General features: G+C 68.0%; 14 protein-coding genes and 1 pseudogene. 3 read left to right on the forward strand and 12 right to left on the reverse strand.

Going from position 1 to position 18,604, the window contains the following annotated elements; genetic code table 11:
• Window positions 1–2 precede the first annotated feature (2 nt).
• From IEY17_RS02755 to IEY17_RS25165, 4 genes are read right to left on the reverse strand one after another with little or no spacing between them, the layout of a single operon-like run.
• Window positions 3–1,049 carry a phosphoenolpyruvate carboxykinase (ATP) gene (locus tag IEY17_RS02755; protein ID WP_188984999.1) on the reverse strand — a complete coding sequence of 349 codons (1,047 nt, stop codon included), beginning with the start codon at window positions 1,047–1,049 and terminating at the stop codon, window positions 3–5.
• Entirely contained in the window at window positions 1,046–2,317 is a 1,272-nt protein-coding gene (locus IEY17_RS02760) for a glycosyltransferase (protein WP_188985001.1), read from the reverse strand. The genes IEY17_RS02755 and IEY17_RS02760 overlap by 4 nt, the downstream gene beginning before the upstream one ends.
• On the reverse strand, window positions 2,314–3,336 hold the full coding sequence (locus IEY17_RS02765) for an NAD-dependent epimerase/dehydratase family protein (RefSeq protein ID WP_229679778.1): 1,023 nt from the start codon (window positions 3,334–3,336) through the stop codon (window positions 2,314–2,316). Before IEY17_RS02765 ends, IEY17_RS02760 begins: the two co-directional genes overlap by 4 nt.
• Window positions 3,281–3,796: a hypothetical protein gene (locus IEY17_RS25165; RefSeq protein WP_229679779.1), complete on the reverse strand. Its 516-nt coding sequence runs from the start codon at window positions 3,794–3,796 to the stop codon at window positions 3,281–3,283. The genes IEY17_RS02765 and IEY17_RS25165 overlap by 56 nt, the downstream gene beginning before the upstream one ends.
• A 1,008-nt stretch (window positions 3,797–4,804) precedes the next feature.
• On the opposite strand from IEY17_RS25165, the gene IEY17_RS02770 reads away from it, so the two are divergent.
• Entirely contained in the window at window positions 4,805–6,115 is a 1,311-nt protein-coding gene (locus tag IEY17_RS02770; protein ID WP_188985361.1) for a helix-turn-helix domain-containing protein, read from the forward strand.
• Here IEY17_RS02770 and mmuM read toward each other — a convergent pair.
• The 8 genes and pseudogenes from mmuM to IEY17_RS02810 form a co-directional block, all read right to left on the reverse strand.
• The gene (gene mmuM / locus IEY17_RS02775; protein WP_188985005.1) at window positions 6,112–7,014 is read right to left on the reverse strand and encodes a homocysteine S-methyltransferase; all 903 of its coding nucleotides are present in this window, start codon (window positions 7,012–7,014) and stop codon (window positions 6,112–6,114) included. The genes IEY17_RS02770 and mmuM overlap by 4 nt on opposite strands.
• Before the next feature lie 41 nt (window positions 7,015–7,055).
• Window positions 7,056–7,750, reverse strand: a pseudogene (locus IEY17_RS02780) (DUF2637 domain-containing protein).
• Window positions 7,747–7,971 carry a hypothetical protein gene (locus tag IEY17_RS02785; RefSeq protein WP_188985008.1) on the reverse strand — a complete coding sequence of 75 codons (225 nt, stop codon included), beginning with the start codon at window positions 7,969–7,971 and terminating at the stop codon, window positions 7,747–7,749. The pseudogene IEY17_RS02780 and the gene IEY17_RS02785 overlap by 4 nt, the downstream one beginning before the upstream one ends.
• Window positions 7,972–8,263: 292 nt before the next feature.
• Window positions 8,264–10,996 (reverse strand): KGGVGR-motif variant AAA ATPase, encoded by a 2,733-nt coding sequence (locus IEY17_RS02790; protein WP_229679780.1) that lies wholly within the window; start codon window positions 10,994–10,996, stop codon window positions 8,264–8,266.
• 13 nt (window positions 10,997–11,009) lie between these two features.
• On the reverse strand, window positions 11,010–11,435 hold the full coding sequence (locus IEY17_RS02795; protein ID WP_188985010.1) for a hypothetical protein: 426 nt from the start codon (window positions 11,433–11,435) through the stop codon (window positions 11,010–11,012).
• Window positions 11,436–11,607: 172 nt separating this feature from the next.
• Entirely contained in the window at window positions 11,608–12,309 is a 702-nt protein-coding gene (locus tag IEY17_RS02800; RefSeq protein ID WP_188985012.1) for a hypothetical protein, read from the reverse strand.
• Between the two features lie 92 nt (window positions 12,310–12,401).
• Window positions 12,402–14,354 carry a UvrD-helicase domain-containing protein gene (locus IEY17_RS02805; protein WP_188985014.1) on the reverse strand — a complete coding sequence of 651 codons (1,953 nt, stop codon included), beginning with the start codon at window positions 14,352–14,354 and terminating at the stop codon, window positions 12,402–12,404.
• Between the two features lie 198 nt (window positions 14,355–14,552).
• Window positions 14,553–16,202 carry a DUF885 domain-containing protein gene (locus IEY17_RS02810; RefSeq protein ID WP_188985016.1) on the reverse strand — a complete coding sequence of 550 codons (1,650 nt, stop codon included), beginning with the start codon at window positions 16,200–16,202 and terminating at the stop codon, window positions 14,553–14,555.
• Between the two features lie 59 nt (window positions 16,203–16,261).
• Between IEY17_RS02810 and IEY17_RS02815 the strand changes: the two genes are divergently transcribed.
• Together IEY17_RS02815 and IEY17_RS02820 are read left to right on the forward strand one after the other, a co-directional pair.
• Window positions 16,262–17,083, forward strand: a complete 822-nt coding sequence (locus IEY17_RS02815) for a GNAT family N-acetyltransferase (RefSeq protein WP_188985018.1) — start codon at window positions 16,262–16,264, stop codon at window positions 17,081–17,083.
• Window positions 17,084–17,232: 149 nt separating this feature from the next.
• A complete protein-coding gene (locus IEY17_RS02820) occupies window positions 17,233–18,495 on the forward strand; it encodes an MFS transporter (RefSeq protein WP_229679781.1) in 1,263 nt (420 codons plus the stop codon).
• Window positions 18,496–18,604 lie beyond the last annotated feature (109 nt).

The following is an 18,604-nucleotide window of genomic DNA, read 5'->3' on the forward strand; positions in this document are numbered from 1 at the left end:
CCTCACCGCTGCGTCCCGTGATAAGCCGCTGCGGCCACGTCCGGTAACTCGCTCGGATCGGTCCAGGCCAGCGCGAGAACCGGCATCGTCTCGGCAAGGCGGAGCCAGAACTCACTATCCCTAGCGGAAACTTCGGCGTTTCGGGCGAGGAGGGGACGCAGGTTAAGCCAGTCTTCCGCGAAGAAGTCTTCCACGCTGAAGTCGAGATGCTGCTGGACGAATCCGCTATCCGGGTTCATTACGGGTGTCGAGGGCGAGCGCGTGAGGATCACGATCCGCTGTATCTCGGTAATTGGCAGCGTCGGGCGGCCTACCAGCCGGGAGACTTCCCACGGTGTGAGTTCGATTTTGCCGTCGACGAGGTGTCGTCCCCGGACGGGCTCGAAGTCGGTGAGGGCGTTGGCCAGGGTGGGAGAGCCGCCGATGCCCTCTGGGGTGAAGCGCCACGCCAGCGGAACGCCGATGGCATGCCATTGGCGACCACGCCTCGGGATGAGCACGGCGCGGTCGTTGGCGACTGGGTGCGCGCCGTGGTCTTCGATGAGGTGTGTCAGCACGGTGGTTTTGCCTGAACCGGGATGCCCACCGATGAGCACGCCGTGGCCGTCGATGTCGACCGCTGCGGCGTGCACGCAGCGACCTGCCTGGATTTCGCCTCCACGCATGAGGAGTTGCCGCACCACGCGAGTGCCGATGCTGGCCGCCACCCTGGGCTGTTCGGCGGCGATGACCAACAGATCAGGAGTCGCGGTGATCACGTGGTCCGGCGCGTATTCGGGAAGCAGGACTTCGTGCCCCTCGGTGATCCAGGCTCGATAGCGCTGATCAGGGTGGCTGGTGCGCAGGGCGGTGGCGGGCTGGTCGGCCAGTGATCTCCGGGCGTCGGCGACAGCAGCCGAGTCGCAGCTGATCGACACCGTGATGTCCGGCTCGCCGTCCAGGGTGGGCACGAGGAACGGGCTCACGTAGTGACGCATCGCCTCGTGGACCGGTTCGGGCGCGACGACGGAGCAGGTGCAGGGGCCGAGGTTGAGGAGTCGAGTGCTCATCGGCGTCCTTCCGCTGCGGTTCCGGTTGTCTGTCGCCGGAGCCAACGGGGTTGTCCGGGCCGAGTGGTTTGCGGGTCCCCGAGGGCGTCTTGATCGGCGTGTTCGATCAGCCAACGGGGCACGCCCGCGCAGTGGTTGTCGATGGCAGGGCTCGGCCCCGGTGGCAGCGTGGTGAGCCAGGCTCGACCCTGCCGCACCAGATCAGCGCCGATACGTTGCCAGGACAACTCCCCCTCGACGCAGCGGCGGCCGGCTCGGCCGATCTCGCTGAGAGCGGTGGGATCGCGCATCAGCGCGGCGATCCGGGCAGGCCACTGGCTGAGAGCGTCCTCCACGACCACACCGGGATGGTTGGGCGGTAGTCCGGTCACGGCTTCGCTAGTGCCCAGGACAGGCAGTCCGGCGGCGAGATAGTCCAGGACCTTCATCTTCGCGCCCGACCCGGCTGTGAGCGGGGCGAGAGCCAGCGTCGTCCCTCGAAGACCGTCGTTGATCGTATCCACGCGGCCAGTGAACTCGATTCCGCTGCCATCGTGGGTCAGTTCGGCAGGCCCGCGGCCGATGACCCGGACCCGAACATCGAGATCGTCAGCATGGAGCGCGGGAAGGATCGTACTGCGGATCGCGTCGACCGCTCGGGCGTTGGGCTGATAGTAGAGGTTGCCGAGAAACACCAGCGTCGCGGCGTTGGCATCCGGCCCCCAACAGTGGCGCTGCTGCGGGTCCGCGCCATTGGGCAGCAAGGCTGTTCGGACGCTCGGCACGCCTGTGGTGGCCGCCATCGTGGTCTCGTTGCGGGTCGAGACGATCACATTGTCGGCTGTGCGCAGCGCGACACGCTGTATCGTCGCGTGGCCCTCGACGGTCTCCGCAGGTTCGCCCAGGCTGGCCGCGACGGCGGCATCATCATCGTGCACGTCGTAAACGAGCCGCGCATCAAGCAGTCGGGCCAGGTCACGCCCGATTGACACCAGCGATTCGGCCTCGCACAGAACAACAAAGTCCACCGTGGCGAGGTCGAGCAGTCCGGCAAGCGCGTTGGGGGTGTAAAAGTCGTTCGGGTGCACCAACGCGAGATCGAACGGCCAGTCGGCTGCGGTTCCGTAGTCCGCGCCTCTATCACACAGCACCATCGTGACGGCGGCACCCGCTCGATGGCTGTGTTCGGCGAGCGCCAAGGTTCGGGCGGGTGTGCCCGCCAAGGCTTGACCGCGCCACACATTCGGCGTGTCCAGCAAAAAGACAAGGCTTGGAACCGTAATGCTCACGATGCCTTTCCCTCCGGCTCGTCGATACCCGTGCGCAGATCAGCCGTGATCGCGTGTTGGATGCCCTCATGCAACGACGTGCGCGGCCACCACGGCACGATCTCGCGCAAGCGGTTCGCATTGGCGCACGACACCGGCCGTGAGCGGCGACGGAGCCGGGTCGAGTCCACCCGTGTTTCCAGGTGTCGGCCGGTCAGGCTGGCAACCAGGTCCACCAGTTCACGACCAGACACCGGAGTCCCCGCGCCGACGTTGACGACAGCCGGCTCAGCCCTGCGCAGCAAGACGACCAATGCCTCAGCAACGTCATCGACGTAAACGAAGTCACGTGCCTCGTCGAGGTCCCCGAGATGCAGAACCCGTCCGCGTCGCGCCTGCCGCAGAATCTCGGGCAGCAGGTGGGGATGTGGATCGCCAGGACCGTACACATTGAACAGCCGCGCTACCACGGATTCGCAGTGGCCAAGCCGGTGGGCCTGATCGCACACCAACCGTTCGCCCAGCAGTTTGGACCAGCCGTACGCGCCCTGCGGTCCCACGCGATCGTCCTCGCCATGCGGGCTCTCGCTCGGCGCGTACACGTCAGCAGTCGACGCGAACAGCAGCCGTTGCGGCGGACGGACGGCGCAGGCATCCAACACGTTCTGTGTGCCCATGACGTTGATGTCCAAGGTTTCGGCGGGCGATGTCTCGCAGTCAGGGATGAAGTGCCGTGCGGCCAGATGCATCACACCCCACGGACGTGCGGTCATCATCAGTCGAATGAACTCAGCACGATGGCGAATATCGAGGACCCGAACGCGTACCTCGGCGCTGTCGGCGAATTCGTCCAGCCGGTGCAGGGTTCCGGCGCTGCCGTCGTCTACTGCCACGACACGAAAGCCCTGGGCGCGAAGGCATCTCACCACGGGCACGCCGATGAGACCGGCGGCCCCGGTGACGAGCACGGTGCGAGGCGTCTTGTCACTGGTCGTCGAGAGCATGGCGTCCTTTCGGCGGGTGGGCGCGTACGTCGTCACGCCCCGGTCCCTGTGGTCGTCGATCTTGTCGTAACTGGGGAGATTGCTGCGAATACTTATCGTGTTCTGGGTCGTCGGAGCTGCCGATTTCCAGCGCCTCCAGACCTGCCCGCGTGACCGCGCTCGGGAGGGTGGGGGTGTCATCGGCGAGGACCAGCCGTGGCATCACCGAGGTGGACAGAAGGTCTTGGACATACGGCCGTACGGGGGTGACTTCCTCCACCGGCTCGTCCGGGTGGACGGTGGGCCAGCCCGGCGTGTCGTCCGGTTCGGAAAGGTGGTGCTTACCCATCGCTGTCCGCACGGGCTCAGCGGTTTCCGAGGGTAGGTAGAACCGGGCGAAGCGTGCAGCGGCCTTGGCCGCGCGGACCTCTTTGCGCCAGGCCGACCAGGACCACCACGCGATCCACAGCAGCAACGCCGCGAGGGGTGTCAGCGCAAGGCATGCCCAGCCGTTCACGGCACATCACGTCGAGACCGCGAGCACGCACGTCAGATGTCGCGCACGCGGTTCGATTCCGCCCGTTGCCCGGTGTCGGAGCCACCGGAGGATTCCGCGCTTGCGTCACACTCGGGAGGCGGCTTCGGGCGAACGACCAGCAACCGTGCGCCGGTTGCCCGGAGACGATGCGTGAGCGCGTCAGCAATCGTCGCGTCCGACGCCAGGTGCGCGGCGCTGATGGTGACCGCCGCAAACGAATCTGGCAGCCGCACAATCCGGAAAGCCCTGGGCGGGTCACCACGTCGCCCGCGATGCCGTAGTCGACGAACACCCCACACAGCCGCAGCCGCTCTTGCCAGCAGAACCGCTCCAGCACTCTTCGGCAGGCACGGACATACCGGGCACGACGATGGCTTGAACGGATGTAGCCATACACCACGGGACGTCCGGTGGGCACCGATCGGAAGATCGGCGGCGTCGACAACAGGCGCTCCAACTCCCCGATACGTTGATCCAACGGCCCATAGCTGAACTCGTTCATGGCTTCAGAACCCCTCCCGAAGCCGACAGGCCAGCCGCACTTGCGAACACGGCCACGGCTTGCCGCATTGGTCGCAATGGGTGTCCGGTCTCGCACCACCGGGCCGATGCAGCAGTAGCGCCAAGCAGATCAGCTCGTAGAGCAATACCGGTTCCGGCACGGCGCGGCGCTCACCGGTGCTCGGCTCCGGCGTGACCGCCAGAAGAGTTGCCATGTCCAGCCACCCACTCCCGTCTCTTGCGTTCGCGGTCTTGGGCGGCACCTGGCGTTGGGGCGGGGAGCCACCGAGCGCTACTTGATCGGGGTTGCGCTCGATGTGCCCGGTCGGGGGTCGGGCGTTTCCCAACACCAGGTGCCTTGACGATCAGGGAACCGGGTGGGTCCGGATGTGCGTCACGATGTGCGTGCAACAGCCACACCGGCAGCCACCAGCCGTTATGCTGATCTAGTCAGCACCCCCATGGACACTCGGAAGAGTGATCGACATGGCCCGCGAACCCGAGACCATCGCCCAGCAGCGTCGCGCCCTGGGCGAACAGCTCGCCGCGTTCCGGCAGGCCGCCGACCTGACCCAAAGGCAACTGGCCAAGGCCGCGTTCTGCGACCGCACGACGGTGACCCACATCGAGAAGGGACGCGCCCGCGCCGACGAACGGTTCTGGCAAGCGTGCGACGACGCGGTAGGGGCAGACGGCGTGCTACTGGCGGCCTTCCACGACCTGGTAGCTGCCAAACAAGCCCACGATCAGCAGGAACAGCAAACACGACTCGCGCAGGCCCGAGCGCGCGCCAAATCGCTGAGCACGAACGGGCACGCCGCTCCCGCGCCTGCGTCACCAATGATCGACACTGTGGGACTGGTCGATCCCCCCACGCCTTCCGTCCGGCTCGACAGCGGTTACGTCGAAACGCTGCGTAGCCGCATCGGCGAGCTTGTTGACCTCGATATCCAGTTCGGCGGCGACCAGTCCTCCGGGGTCGCCCTCCAGCTCTTCCGCTCGGTTCACCGCAAACTCGGGGCCAGCCAGTGCGACCCCAGCATCGAACGCGACCTGTACGCCGCAGCCGGCGAACTCGGCGAAGTCACGGGGTGGCTGCTCTACGACGCGGGCAAACACGATCTCGTGCGCCGCATCAACCACGAAGCCCTGCACCTGTCCCGCTTGGCCGGGGACCACAGCATGGAGCTGCTGATCTTGCAGAACATGGCCATGCACGCCGGTCACCTCGGCCGTCCCGTGGAAGCCCTGCGCATCGCGCGCATGGTGCTGGAAACCAACACGCTCTCGCCCCGGCTGGAAGCCCTCTTTCGGACCCGCGAAGCCCGCGCACTGGCGCTGGCAGGTGACGAGACCACGGCCGAACGCACGTTCCGCCAAGCCCACTCCCTGTACCTGGACGGTGTACGCGACGACGACCCGGCATGGGCCTGGTGGATCAACGACCAAGAGTTGGCCTGGCACGAAGCCATGATCCAGGCGGACTCGGCCGACTGGAACCAGGCGGCCGACACCTTCCAAGCCTCCATCGAGGTCACCCCAGGCCGTGAAGTGCGACGCCGCTACAACCACCTCGCCTCCCTGCTCAACGCGCAGATTCGTGCGCAAGCGTGGCGGGACGCAGACCAAACGATCGAGCGCGTCATGCCTTACGTCGACGAGGTCGGCTCAACCCGAACCGCAACCACCCTCTTGGGCGCGCTCGATCAGCTCGACGTCACCCACGCCAAGCCCTCAGTCCGCGACGCAGCCTGCCAGCTCCGGAGCATCCTGGTCGACGCCGGATACGGGCACTAACCCGCGCCGACCACAGCCCGAGCGATGTTGCCGATATCAGCCGGGCGCACTCGGCAACACCCGCCCACGATCCGTGCACCGTCAGCCACCCACTGCCGGGCTTGCACTGCGGAATACCGCGACGGTCCCAGCCACGTCCGGCGCTGCGCATCCCAGCCCTCGCCGCTGTTCGGATAGACGATCACCGGCTTCCCGGTCACTTCACGTGCCGTGGCGATCGCGGCTGGCACGTCGGACGGGGCACAACAGTTGACGCCCACTGCCACAACCTCCGGCACATCTCTGGCGAGCGCGAACGCCTCCGCCATCGGTTGCCCGGCGCGCGTGCGATTCCCGTCGATGTTGTATGTCAGCCACGCAGGAATGCCGATCCCGGAAACCACGATCATCAACGCTTCCGCCTCGTCGATGTCCGGCACCGTCTCCAGCGCCAGCACATCCGGCCCCGCGTCCGCCAGCACCTCCAGGTGGGGACGGTGCCATGCCGCCAACTCAGCCACGCTCAACCCGTAGCGGCCCCGATACTCCGACCCATCGGCCAAGGCTGCACCATACGGGCCGAGCGAGGCCGCCACCCACCGCTCACGCCCGTCATCGGCCATCTCAGCGCGGGCAGCCTGCGCCAGCTCGACGCTGCGCCGCAACAACCGACCAGCGTCATCCCGCCCGATGCCCCGCTCCGCGAAGCCATCGAAGGATGCCTGGTAGCTCGCCGTCGTCGCGATCACGGCGCCCGCGCGGAAGAACGCCAGGTGAGCGGCCTTGATCTCCTCGGGAGCGTCCACCAACAACCGCGCCGACCACAAAGGGTCCGAGAGATCATGCCCGCGCGCCTCAAGCTCGGTCGCCAAACCACCATCCGTGATCAGAGGAGCGCCGTTCGTTTCGAGGAAGCCCACAAGGTCACTCTAAGCCCCGATCGCCTTCCTCTCGTCCCGCGTCAGCGCAGCCCCACCGGATATCGTCCCTCGCCCTTCCAACGCCGCAGGATTCGGCGGCCATAGTTGTTCGTTCCGGCGATCCGGTCCAGCTCCGCGCCGGTCGGCGTGCGGCCCTTGGTCCACTCGGTCTGGTAGTAGGCCCACATCCGTTGTTCCGCTGTCGGCTGGGTCTGCTGGCGGGACTGGCCCGAGACCAGCGAGAGCCTTACCGGCCGTTCGGTCCCGTCGCCGGTCTCGGTGGTCTCGTTTCGGGTCTCGTTGGTGGTCTCGGCGTGGCGGCGCTTGAGCGCGCGGTTCAGCAGCTCGACCGACAGCAGCAATGCCAGCGGCGGGCAGGCGGCAACCGCGACCGCCAGCACACTCAGCTCCGGCGCGGCGGCCACGTTGGCGCAGAGCGAGAGGGAGACCCCGAACAGGAACAACAGCCACGCCGACCACTGACCGCCGCCGCGCCTGCGTGCGTGGTGTCCGGTCTTCCACAGCTCCACCGTGGCTGTCATCAACATGCCGTCCACGATCAGCGGCCAGATCGCCGCTGTGATCTCGTCCGCGCCGAACCGCACGCGAACTCCCGGCCGTGCCGGTACGAGGCATAGGCAGCGCCCAGCGCAACCAACGCGGTGCAGGCGCACCGCAACCACAGCGCCCGATCCCCGCGAGGAGTCTGGGCGTTCGACTCGGTGGCGGCGGTCATCGGCGACCACCGCCCGCACGGCGACCCATCGTCGTCGGGTCGACTCCGGCCAGCTCGGCGCAGCGGTCGATGCGGACGAACACCTGTGAGCCGGTCATCGACCGGCCGACAGGAACGGACACGGAGCCACGAGTGAGTAGGTAGTCCAGTCCACAGATGACGCAGGCCAGCCCATCGGCCTGGGCGTCGGTCAGTCCGGTGATGATCTCTTCGCGGTTCACTGGGCACCACCGCCCGAGAACACGCGACGAGTACCCACCGGCTTGATCCTGATCTCAGGGCCTTCCGCCGTTAGGGTGTTCGTGTTCTGAAGCGTTAGGCCCACGTCGATCGAAGCGCCCCGCTCAGGCGGGGCGCTTCGCCTTGGCTCGTTCCGGATCACTCTGGCGCCGGCCGATCCCCCATGCCCCCACGGCACGGTGGTTGCTCGTCGGGGGAATGCTCCTCGCCCGGAAGCCGTTCCCAGCCTGGGTGGAGCTGACGCGAAGGACTCCCAGGTTCAGGCATCCGTGGTTACCCGCGCCAGAGAACCTTGGCCCTACGTTCGCTGCCGAAGCCCAAACCGTGTCGATAGATTTCCGCTACCCAGTAGCGACCGTCCTTTCCGCGAGCGAAAACGCCGGATTTAACAAGAAAATCAGCTTCGTCTGCGGAAAGATTGACATCTTCCAGTCTGAAGGGAACGTTTACCGTAACGTGCTGAAGCCTGGCCAGGAGGCTGCCAACTTGTGGATTCTCCTGCCGGATCGAATCGATCTTGTTCTTACTGCATTCGAGCAGTGCTTTACGCATAGCAGTCGGTGCGAGTACGCGGTCGTCCCAGGAGGGATACTCGACGGAAAGGCGGGAGGATTCTTTCAGGAACACGACGACATCTCGAGCCTGAACCTGGTCATTGAAATCGCCGAGTGCTGCCGGAACCCAAAGGTGTGATCGGGCCTCCTTGGATCGCTCTGTGCCCATTTTCCAGCCCCACACCGGAATAAGTTTGTCAACAAGTTCACTATAAGGCATCTCAACAATCTGCGACAAAGGCGGGGGTGCTGGGTGTGCGTGCGCGTAGACCGTTACCCATAGCGCCAAGCGTAGTGCTTCTTCCTGGTTCCACCGCAAGGCGTAGGGCTCATAGCGGGCGAGGAGCTGGCCACTGTTCTGCGATACCGCCTCGGTCACCAGATCCCATCGGACGAAAACCACCAAACCAAATGGGCGTCCCCGAAGGGAACGAAGCCAGGTGAGCACGTCTGTCAGTAGTACGCGCAGGGCCGTCCGCTTGGGGGAGGTGTCCATGGACTGCAGAAGGTCCTCGAGTCCGTCTATGACGAACACGGCCTGTGCGCGCTTGCCAAGTTCGGTCAGTGCGGCCTCCGCCCGACCATCGCCCGAAGTAGGTACCCCCGCCGCAGCGGCCAGGCACTCAAGCCAGAGGCGTCGCCAACCGAGTTCGTCACTCCCGTCGAGGGACACGAAGCCGTGCTTCAACTTGTCCCTGATCGCCTGGCTGGTATCTGCCTTGGCGCCTTCCCCGCTGTGCTTCGCTGCGAACGCGTCTCGCAGGTCTTGCGGGGTCAGTTCGTGGTATTTGAGGTTGTCCGACTCCAGGACGGGGACAATGGGCAGATCTTGCTTGACACCGTCGATGCCGGACAGCGACGCGAACTGCCGCCAGGTGCGGGCGGCGCACGCCTTCGAATACAAGAAAGTCTTACCGGCACCCTTCGCGCCAACGACCAGAGACAGCGGAGGCTCCGTGCGATGGTCGCCCAATAGTCTGCGTAGCGGGTCGGTCACCAGGAAACCGCTGGCAGATGTCAGTCCCATCTCCTCGGCGTAAATAAACTCGCCAGCAGTCTTGGCCAGTTGTCGGCGAAGTGGCTCGTAGTCGATCGTCTCCGCGTGTTTTTCAATGGTTGCAGAACCCGTCGGGATTGGCGTCGGTACGATTGACTCTATTGCTGCGGACAGTTGACAAGTGTCCAGAACGCGCAGAACTCCGTCCCATGTCGACGGAAGCGCCAGCATTTCCTCCCGAAAAGGACTGAGCACGGGGCGGGAAAGGATGTCTGAGTCCACGCCACTGCCGGACTCCGTATTCCGTCCTCCTGCTGGTGGCTGCAGCGCGGCAAGGAGTGCGGCGCTGAGGGAATCGGATGCTGATTGCGCCTGAGCCGCGTGCACATCCTGCCGGTACTGCGTAATGATCACGGAACTGGCTGGGTCCGTACCCTGCACGGCGGGCGCTTGGCGACCTAGTTGACGTATCAACGTCTCGGTACCGGCGAGCGACTGATGACTCAGGGTCGTGACGAACACCCGCTGTACCCGGGGATCGAGGAGAACGGGGGCGGACAGCTCCGATGCTCCGGCGCGGAGATCAATCACAACGGTGTCTGCGTCCATGCGCGTCGCCAGAGCCGCGAGCGCCTCGGTGAGAAAATAGGGCGAGCGGCCGGGCGTAAGAAGATCTGCTGGTTCGATTCTTGGCGGAGTGAGAAAGGGCCTCCTTGTTGCGGGAACCACGGTCAGGCGCCCGCCGCCGGGGTGATGACCAACCTGCTGGTTCGGCAGATAAGCAGCGGCGATATCCACGGCCGCTGCCCAATCGCCGTCTTCGCCGCCCTGCAGGAGAGCAAGAAAGTCTTCGTAGCTAAAGTCGAGTTGGCCACCTTGGGCCTTGTGCATCCATGTGATACCAGGTGCTTCCAGGTCAGCATCGATAAGCAACACGTTGCCGCCGCGCCGGGCAATAACGTCGGCCATCGCGACTGCATGAACTGTGCGCCCGACGCCGCCCTTGAAGGAGTGAAACGCTATTATCTCGACGTTCCCGGGGAGGCGGTCGCTGACGGGACGATCAAACGGGTCCGCCAGTTCTCGCGTTATGTGCTTTTCGCGAAGCAGCGGTATGCGGCGTGCTGTCGGCTCATTCTCCGGATCGGGAACCAGCACAACCGGAATTCCGGTGAAATCTCTCGTGCGCGGGTCATCAAGGCCGAGCATGAGCTGATCGCCATCGAATTCCGTCGAGCCGGCTCCAAAAACCTCGTCGAGCCATTCCCGTACCTGTCTCGTGTCGGTGCCGGAAGCAACGACGAGTTCCAGGTTGTCCCACCAGCTGTCTGCGGCGATCAACCAACGCGGCCACGCACCGGTGGACGCAAGGAGTGCCAGATGCTCGTCAATGTCAACCCAGGTGAACAGGTGCTCCGGAGGTGGAGGCGTCTTCGTCTCGGTCGGCTCAGCCACGGTGTTGTACCCCTCAGTCCTGCTCGCACCATGAGATCAGGGCGCGGAGCGCTGCATCTGCCTCTTTCTCGTCTGCGGCGTCGAGCTTTGCACCATAGCGCCATGCTTGGTGCAACTCCGCCACGTCGACGGTGTTGCGTCGAGACCGGTGCAATCGGCACCGCTGAAGCCGTTCAAGGTGCTTCGAAACCATCCGTGGCAGTCGAAGATCCTTTGCCAGCTTCCGGAGATCGTGTGTGTTCTCCAAGGCCGAGGTATCGCTGTGGCCGCCACGATCCAGTAGTCGCTCCTTCAGACCGCACTCGGCAGCGTAAAACAAGAGCAAACAGACAGTGGCTGCGTCTCTGGTGCCGTGCACCCGGTCTGCGCTGGCCCGCAGTTGGTCTCGTCGTGATCGCAGCGGCTTCTTCCCCACATGAAGCACCATGGCGGTGATCATGTCAGCTCACCGTGACATCTGGTCACGTAATCACACTGGTCTCTGCAGACTCCACCCGTTCTTACCAGCGGCGGTAGCTGTACATGCCCCGGAGCAGCGCCGAATGTTCGCCGGCGAAGCCCTGCGCGCCTACGAGCAGGGCTTCGCCGGCGCCGAGTGGTGTCCGTTGCCGCTATGCCGGGCTGGGCTCGGTGACCCGTGGGGTGGTTCGGCGGCGGGAGATCAGGCGGGTGGTCAGGACGAGGAGTTGGCAGAGCGGGGAGGGGAAGCCCAGGGCGATGCCCATCGCAATGTCGACCACGGGCGCCGCGACCGCGGCGACGAACACCCCGGTCGGTGCGGTCGGCGGCTTCGCCGGCTTGGCCCACGGGGTGCGGCGCCACGGCTTGGCCACCGACAGCCATGCCTGGAAGGCGATGGCCGAGGCCATCAGGGCGGTGCCCACCAGTTGTGGCAGTGGTGGGGTCGGCAGTCCCGCCCGTGCCGCCTCGCCGGCGGCCTCCAGAGCGTCGGAGAGGATGAAGATGCCCGCGTAGAGCTGGACCACGGTGATCGCGAACTTCGCCACCACCCACCAGTTGCGCAGGATTCCCCAGGCAGTGGACGCGCCCAGCATGATTCCGGTGAACGCCGCGGCGTTCGCGAACGGCGCCAGCAGGTGCATGTCCACCACGTGCGCCATGGAGGTCGCGCTGATCCGCACGGTCTGGTCGTCGCTGCCATAACTCACCGTGAGAAGCGCGAACAGCACGAGCGCGAACGCCATCCAGCCCACCGAGGTGAGCACGTGTAACCACACGACTGCCTGTCGCCAGCGTTGCGATGTTCCTTTGGCCACCTGCACAGCCTGCGGCCGGCGGTCGCCGCCGCACATCCGGTGGATTCCGGAGATTCCCCCGACCCGACCCCCACCCGCTTTTCACCCCACGGCGAGATCGGGACGACCGGGCCGGCCCCGCTGTGGGTTCAATCGACCGTGCCGATCCAGAGGTGGTCGCGGGCGCGGGTCATCGCCACCAGGCGCTGGCGGTTCAGCGCTTCGCGCTCCTCCCGGTAGCCCCCGGACAGCAGCGGCTCGTCGGGCAGGAACACGCTACGGAACTCCGTGCCCTTCGCACGGTGCACGGTGCCCACGTGCACGTGATCCGGTTCGCGGCCATCCCACTTGTCCAGCGGACGCACCCGGAATCCGGCCGCGCGCAGCGCGCCCGCCCAGTGCTCGGCCGCGCTCCTGGTGTGCGTGAGCACCGCCGCGTCGGCGCCGTCGTCGAGGTCGCGCAGCGCGGCCACCAGCGCCTCCTCCTGGTTGGCACCCCGCCACTCGACGACCTCGCCGCCGCGCAGCACCGGCCACGCCGCGCGCAGCTCCACCGCGGGACCGTCGTCGAGGTCGTCGAACCGGTTGATCGCCGCCAGCTGCCCGGCCCGCGCCACGACGGCCGCCCGGTTCCGGTAGTTGCGTCGCAGCAGTTCACCGCGCCCCCGCAACGAGATCCCGGCTTCGGACAACCGCCACCCGCCCGCGGACACCTGCTGCTGGCCGTCACCCACCAGCAGCAGCTGGTTCGGGCCGTCGCCGCTGATCGCACGCACCAACCGCAGCCCGATGAGGGTGAGGTCCTGCACCTCGTCGACGACCACGGCGGTGTACGGGCGCGGCAGCGGTCGGCGCTCCAGCTCCTTCAGGGCCCGCATCAGCACGTCGTTGTGGTCGAACGCGTCCCGTTCGGACAGCTGCCGCTCGTACTCGCAGTAGAACTGCCAGACCCTGGCCCGCAGGTCCGCCGGGAGCTGCTGACCGCGCCCCTTGCGCGGCACCGAGCGGTAGGTCTCCAGTGAGCCGATGCCGCGGCCCTTGATCACCCGGTCGACCTCGTCCTTCCAGTAATCCCGGGCACTGCGGAAGCTCCGCAGTGGCGCGGCCAGCCCGTCGTCCTGCCACACCGCGTCGAAAGCGTCCTCGACCTGCTGCTCGTCGACCTCCGTGGCGCGGCCGCGCTCGGCCAGGAAGTCGCGTGCCCACGCGTGTCGGTGGGTGAACTCGACGCGCCGCGACAGCTGCGGCGCCAGCGACCAAAACTGCTTCTCGGCGATCCGCGGCAGCGTCCGCACGTGCGTGGTGAACAGCAGCTTCCCGGTGGTGCGCCGCGCCAGGTACGCCAACCGGTGCAGGGCCAGCACCGACTTGCCGGTCCCGGCCGCTCCGGTGATCCGGGCCGGACCGGAATAGTGCCGCCGCACCGCGCCCAGCTGCGCGTCGTCCAGGAAGATCCGCCAGTCCCGGAACGGCCGCTCCGGCGCCTGTTCCCGGTGTTCCCGGCGCAGGTCGCGCACGAACAAGGCCGCCGTCCGGCCGCCCAGCTGCCCGGCACCGCGGGGTTGCGGGATGCGCTGCGGATTCCACAGCACCGGGACCAAATCCAACGTTCGGCTGTCCAGGTGGTGGGCGATGGCCAGCGCGTCGGCCGGTTCCAGCAGCCGTTCACCGCGCCCCAGCACCCGGTCCAGCTCGGTCTCATCGATCGCCAGGTGCTCGCCCCGGTCGCCGCTGGTGGGGCTGCCCGCGGGCACCACGACCACGGTGCGGGCCACCGCCTCGGTCACCATGTCCGGCCCGACCGACGCGCCCGACAGCAGTTCGGCGGTCCACACGAACGCCGCCCGCGAGGTCTCCCAGTCCGGTTCGGTATCGCGCAGCAGGACCACCAGCACCCCGAGCGGTCCGACGAGCACCGCGTCCGGCCGGTTCTGCGGGGTGTGCGGGGCAAACTGGTTGAGCAGCGTGTACCAGCCGTCGTCGCGCTCCACGGCGAACCGCTGCAGCACCCGGCTCTGCCAGGGCGGCAGCAACCGGTCGCGCAGTTCCGCCTCGGCCTCGCGGCGCAGTCGTTCCTGCCAGTGGTGCGACGTTTCGGTCACGGCGCCTCCCGGTGTCCTGCGTGGCACGGTCGGCTCGCACGAGCGGGAGGGAACCGCTGCTCCGGCAGCCTCCCGCGTCCGGTGGCACCGGCGCGCGGGGAATCGACCGCGGGTCGAGCACGTTCGGAATGTCGAATCTAGTTGGTCCCGCGGCGGATTCGGCCCGCTTCGCGGCGGATCACCTGGATGTCGCAGGAGTCAGGACAGCTCCTCGGCCACCAGGACGTCCAATGCGGACAGCGGGAGGGCGCCGTGCCGCAGCAGCACGTCGTGGAACCGGCGGATGTCGAAACCCGCCCCGAGGCGCTGCTCGGCGGCGGCCCGGATGCGCTGGATCTCCAACCGCCCCACCAGATACGACAGCGCCTGTCCCGGGTAGATGATGTAGCGGTCGACCTCGGAGGCCGCCTCCAGCTCCGACAGTGTCGTGTTGGCCTGCATGTCCGCCAGGGCGCGCTGGCGGCTCCAGCCGAAGGCGTGCAGCCCGGTGTCCACCACCAGCCGCGCGGCGCGCAGCAGGTCCTGCACCACCATGCCCAGTCTCGCCAGGTCGTCGGAGTACAGGCCCATCTCGTCGGCCAGTCGCTCGGCGTAGAGGCCCCAGCCCTCGGTGTAGGCGTTGATGTTGACCAGCCGCCGCAGCATGGGCAGGTCGGTGCGCTCCTGCGCCAGGCTGATCTGCAGGTGGTGGCCGGGCGTCACCTCGTGGAAGGCGATCACCTCGGAGGCGTAGCGGGGACGCTGCTCGGCCCGCGACGTGTTGGCGAAATACACGCCGGGCCGCGAGCCGTCCAGCGCCGGTGGCAGGTAGAAACCGATCGGGGTGCTGTCCGACGGCGTGCCGGGCACCTCGCGCACCTCGCACGGCTGGCTCGGCAGCCGTCCGAACCACTGCGGCGCAGCGGTTTCCGCGCGGGCGATCGCCTTGCGCGCCGACGCCAGCAGTTCCTCGCCGTCCCGCCAGAACAGCGCCGGGTCGGTCTGCAACCGCCGCAGCACCGCGTCCGGGTTGCGCTCCCCCCACACGCGCCCGCCGAGTTCGGCGATCTCGCCGCGCAGTTCGGCGAGCCGCGCCCGACCGGTCTCGTGCAGCTCCTCGGGAGTGCGGTCGGTGGTGGTGTGCGCCCGCGTCAGCCGCTGGTAGATCTCCCGCCCACCGGGCAGCCAGCACAGGCCCGGCTGGTCGGCGCTGCGCGCGTGCGGCGCGATCTCGGTCGCGAGCACGTCCCGGTACTCCCGCAGCGCCGGGTGCACGACCTCGGCCACCACCCGCCTGCGCTCCTCGGCCAGTTCTGGGTCGTGCAGGTCGGGGGTCAGCAGCGGGTCGGAGTCCGGTTCGCCGAGGTAGCCGTCGAGGTGCTCGATCGCGTTGTCCACCAGCGGCCGCACCGGGACGCGACCCGCGGCGACGCCGTCGCGGTGCCGCTGCGCGGCCGCCCGGGTGAACTCGGGGATCGTCCGCAACCGGCGCAGGAAGTCCGCGCCCTGCCGGGGGTCGGCCACCGGCACCTGCCCGAGGCGGAACAGCAGGCCGGCCACCGGCGCGAACAGGTTGCCGACCACGGTGTACTCCGGTGCGTACGCGTCGAACTGGTCGACCACCGCCTGCGCCTGCTGGACCACCACCGCGATCGTCAGCCGGTCGTCCAGCGCGGCGTGCGTGGTGTCCACCGCCATCGCGCGCACCCGGATGTCCTCGGCGCGTTCCCGCAACGCCAGCTCGGCTTCGGCGCTGATGTCCGGCAACCGGTCGTCGCGGTCCCGGAAGCCGTAGAGGGTGGCGCTCACCGGGTCGGCGTCGAACAGGACGGCCAGCAGTTCGTCAGCGAGGTGCGTGGGCGTGCTCACAGCCCCATCCTGCCGCACAGGTCCGGCTCCGGCTCCGCACCGCGGGGGAGAATGGACGCGTGGACCCGCTGCACGACCCGGACGACGAGGCACTGCTCAGCCCCCGGCAGGCCCGCGACCTCGCGGAGCTGGTCGAGACGGCACGGCTGGCCTCGGCCGTCGTCCGCTACGGGCTGCGCACCCGGGTCGGAGCGGCCACCGTGGTGCTCAACCAGGACAACCCGCTGCCCACCGCGAACCACGCCTGCGCACTGTGGGGCACGCTCGCCGAGGTCGCCGGTACCCTGCTGGAGCTGGAGCAGGTCTTCGCCGAGGCGGGGCGGGCCGAGGCCGTCGTCTACGCCTCGCCGACCACCGTCGCGGAGATCGAGGGCATCGCCGACGACGCCGGGTGGCGTGCGGTGGAGGAGCAGATCGTGCTGCTGCACCGGCTGCGCCAGGAGATCAGGGGGCTGACGCGGCCCGCGGAGGACCGCGACCTGCCCGGGATCGTCGAGCTGATCGCTGACGACACCGGGCTGTCCGGGGCGGGGGAGCGGCGGCTCCTGCGCAACCTGGGCCACCGCGTCGACGACGTCCGCTGCGTGCTGCAGGTTGTCGACGACCCCGGCGCCGACCGCATCGCCGGTTTCGCGCAGGGCTTCGTCGACCGCGGGATCGGCCTGGTGGAGCACGTCGTCGTGCGCCCCGGGCGGCGGCGCCGCGGGATCGGGCGGGAGCTGATCTCGCAGGCGGTGGAGGAGCTCCGCGACCGCGGCGCACTGCTCGTCGCGACGCACACCGAGGAAGGCGGGAACGCGGAGCGGTTCGCCGAGGCGTGCGGCTTCGAGATGGCCTACCCGGTCACCGCGTACGCGCGGCGGATCGACGACCTGCTGTGACCGGGCTGCGCGCGGACAAGGAGCCTGCCCGCGGGAATAACCGCGCACGTCGACGGGTTTGCCGGGTGGGCCCGCGCCCGGAAGTCGATTGACCGCGTCGGCTCCGCGTGATGTGCTTAGTTCGCCTAACCAGTTTGGGGAGGACAACGGTGTCTGCCAGCTCGGCAACGTCGGACGAGACCACCGAGAACCCGGGCACCGGGTCCCTGCCCCGCGAGATCTGGATCCTGGTCGTCGGCAGCTTCATCGTCGCCGTCGGCATGGGCATCGTGGCCCCCGCCCTGCCCACCTTCGCCACCAGCTTCGACGTCGGCGTGACCGCGGCGTCGTTTTTGATCAGCGCATTCGCCCTGATGCGGCTGGCGTTCGCGCCGGCCAGCGGGCGGCTGGTGGCGTTCTTCGGGGAACGCCCGATCTACGTGTGGGGCATCAGCATCGTCGGCGTCAGCAGCGCCGCCTGCGCCTTCGCCGACTCGTACTGGCAGCTGCTGCTGTTCCGCACCCTCGGCGGCACCGGCTCCACGATGTTCACCGTCTCCGCGGTGGCGCTGCTGGTGCGCCTGTCCCCACCACACCTGCGCGGGCGGGCGTCCGGGGTGTGGGCCACGAGCTTCCTGCTGGGCAACGTCTCCGGGCCGATCATCGGTGGCGTCATGGTCGGCTACTCCCTGCGGCTGCCGTTCCTCACCTATGGTGTGGCGCTGTTCGTCGCCGCCTTCGTCGGCTGGCTGATGCTGCGTAAGTCCACGCTCGCCGCGCCGCAGCCCAAATCCGACGCGCCGACGATGACGGTCCGCCAGGCGCTGCGCCACCGCACCTACCGCGCGGCGCTGCTGTCCAACTTCAGCAACGGCTGGACGGTCTACGGCGTCCGCATCGCACTGGTCCCGCTGTTCGTGGTGGAAGTCCTGCGCGCCCCGCAGTCCATGGCGGGTGTCGCGCTGTCGGTGTTCGCCGCGGGCAACGCGGCGGTGCTGATGCTCTCCGGCCGCATCGCCGACCAGCGCGGCCGCAAACCCATGGTGCTCGCCGGGCTGGCGATCTCCGGCGTCGGCTCCGGCGTCCTCGGCTTCACCGACGCCGTCCCGTGGTTCCTCGCCGCCTCCCTGGTCGCCGGTGTCGGCGCGGGGATGCTCAACCCGGCGCAGAACGCGGCCGTGGCCGACGTGGTCGGCGCGAAGGGCCGCGGCGGGCCGGTGCTCGCCGCGTTCCAGATGGCGGCCGACTGCGGCGCGATTCTCGGCCCGCTGGCCGCCGGGGTGCTCGCCGACACCGTGTCGTACCAGGCCGCGTTCGCGATCACCGGCGGCACCGCGATCCTCGCGCTGCTGGTCTGGATCGGGGCGCCCGAAACCCGCCCGGCCGCAGCGGAGCGGCGCGACGAGCCAGCGGAGCTCGACGAAGCGGCCTGATCGCTCCCGCAGTCGGGAGGTGTCCGCTCGAAGGCTGCCGGGTATCCCGGCACTGACGCCGTAGCCCACGCGCCGCGGCTGGAGCCTGCTCGCCCACGCGGGAGGACGA

The sequence above is a fragment of the Saccharopolyspora thermophila genome (assembly GCF_014646075.1).
Lineage (GTDB): Bacteria > Actinomycetota > Actinomycetes > Mycobacteriales > Pseudonocardiaceae > Saccharopolyspora > Saccharopolyspora thermophila.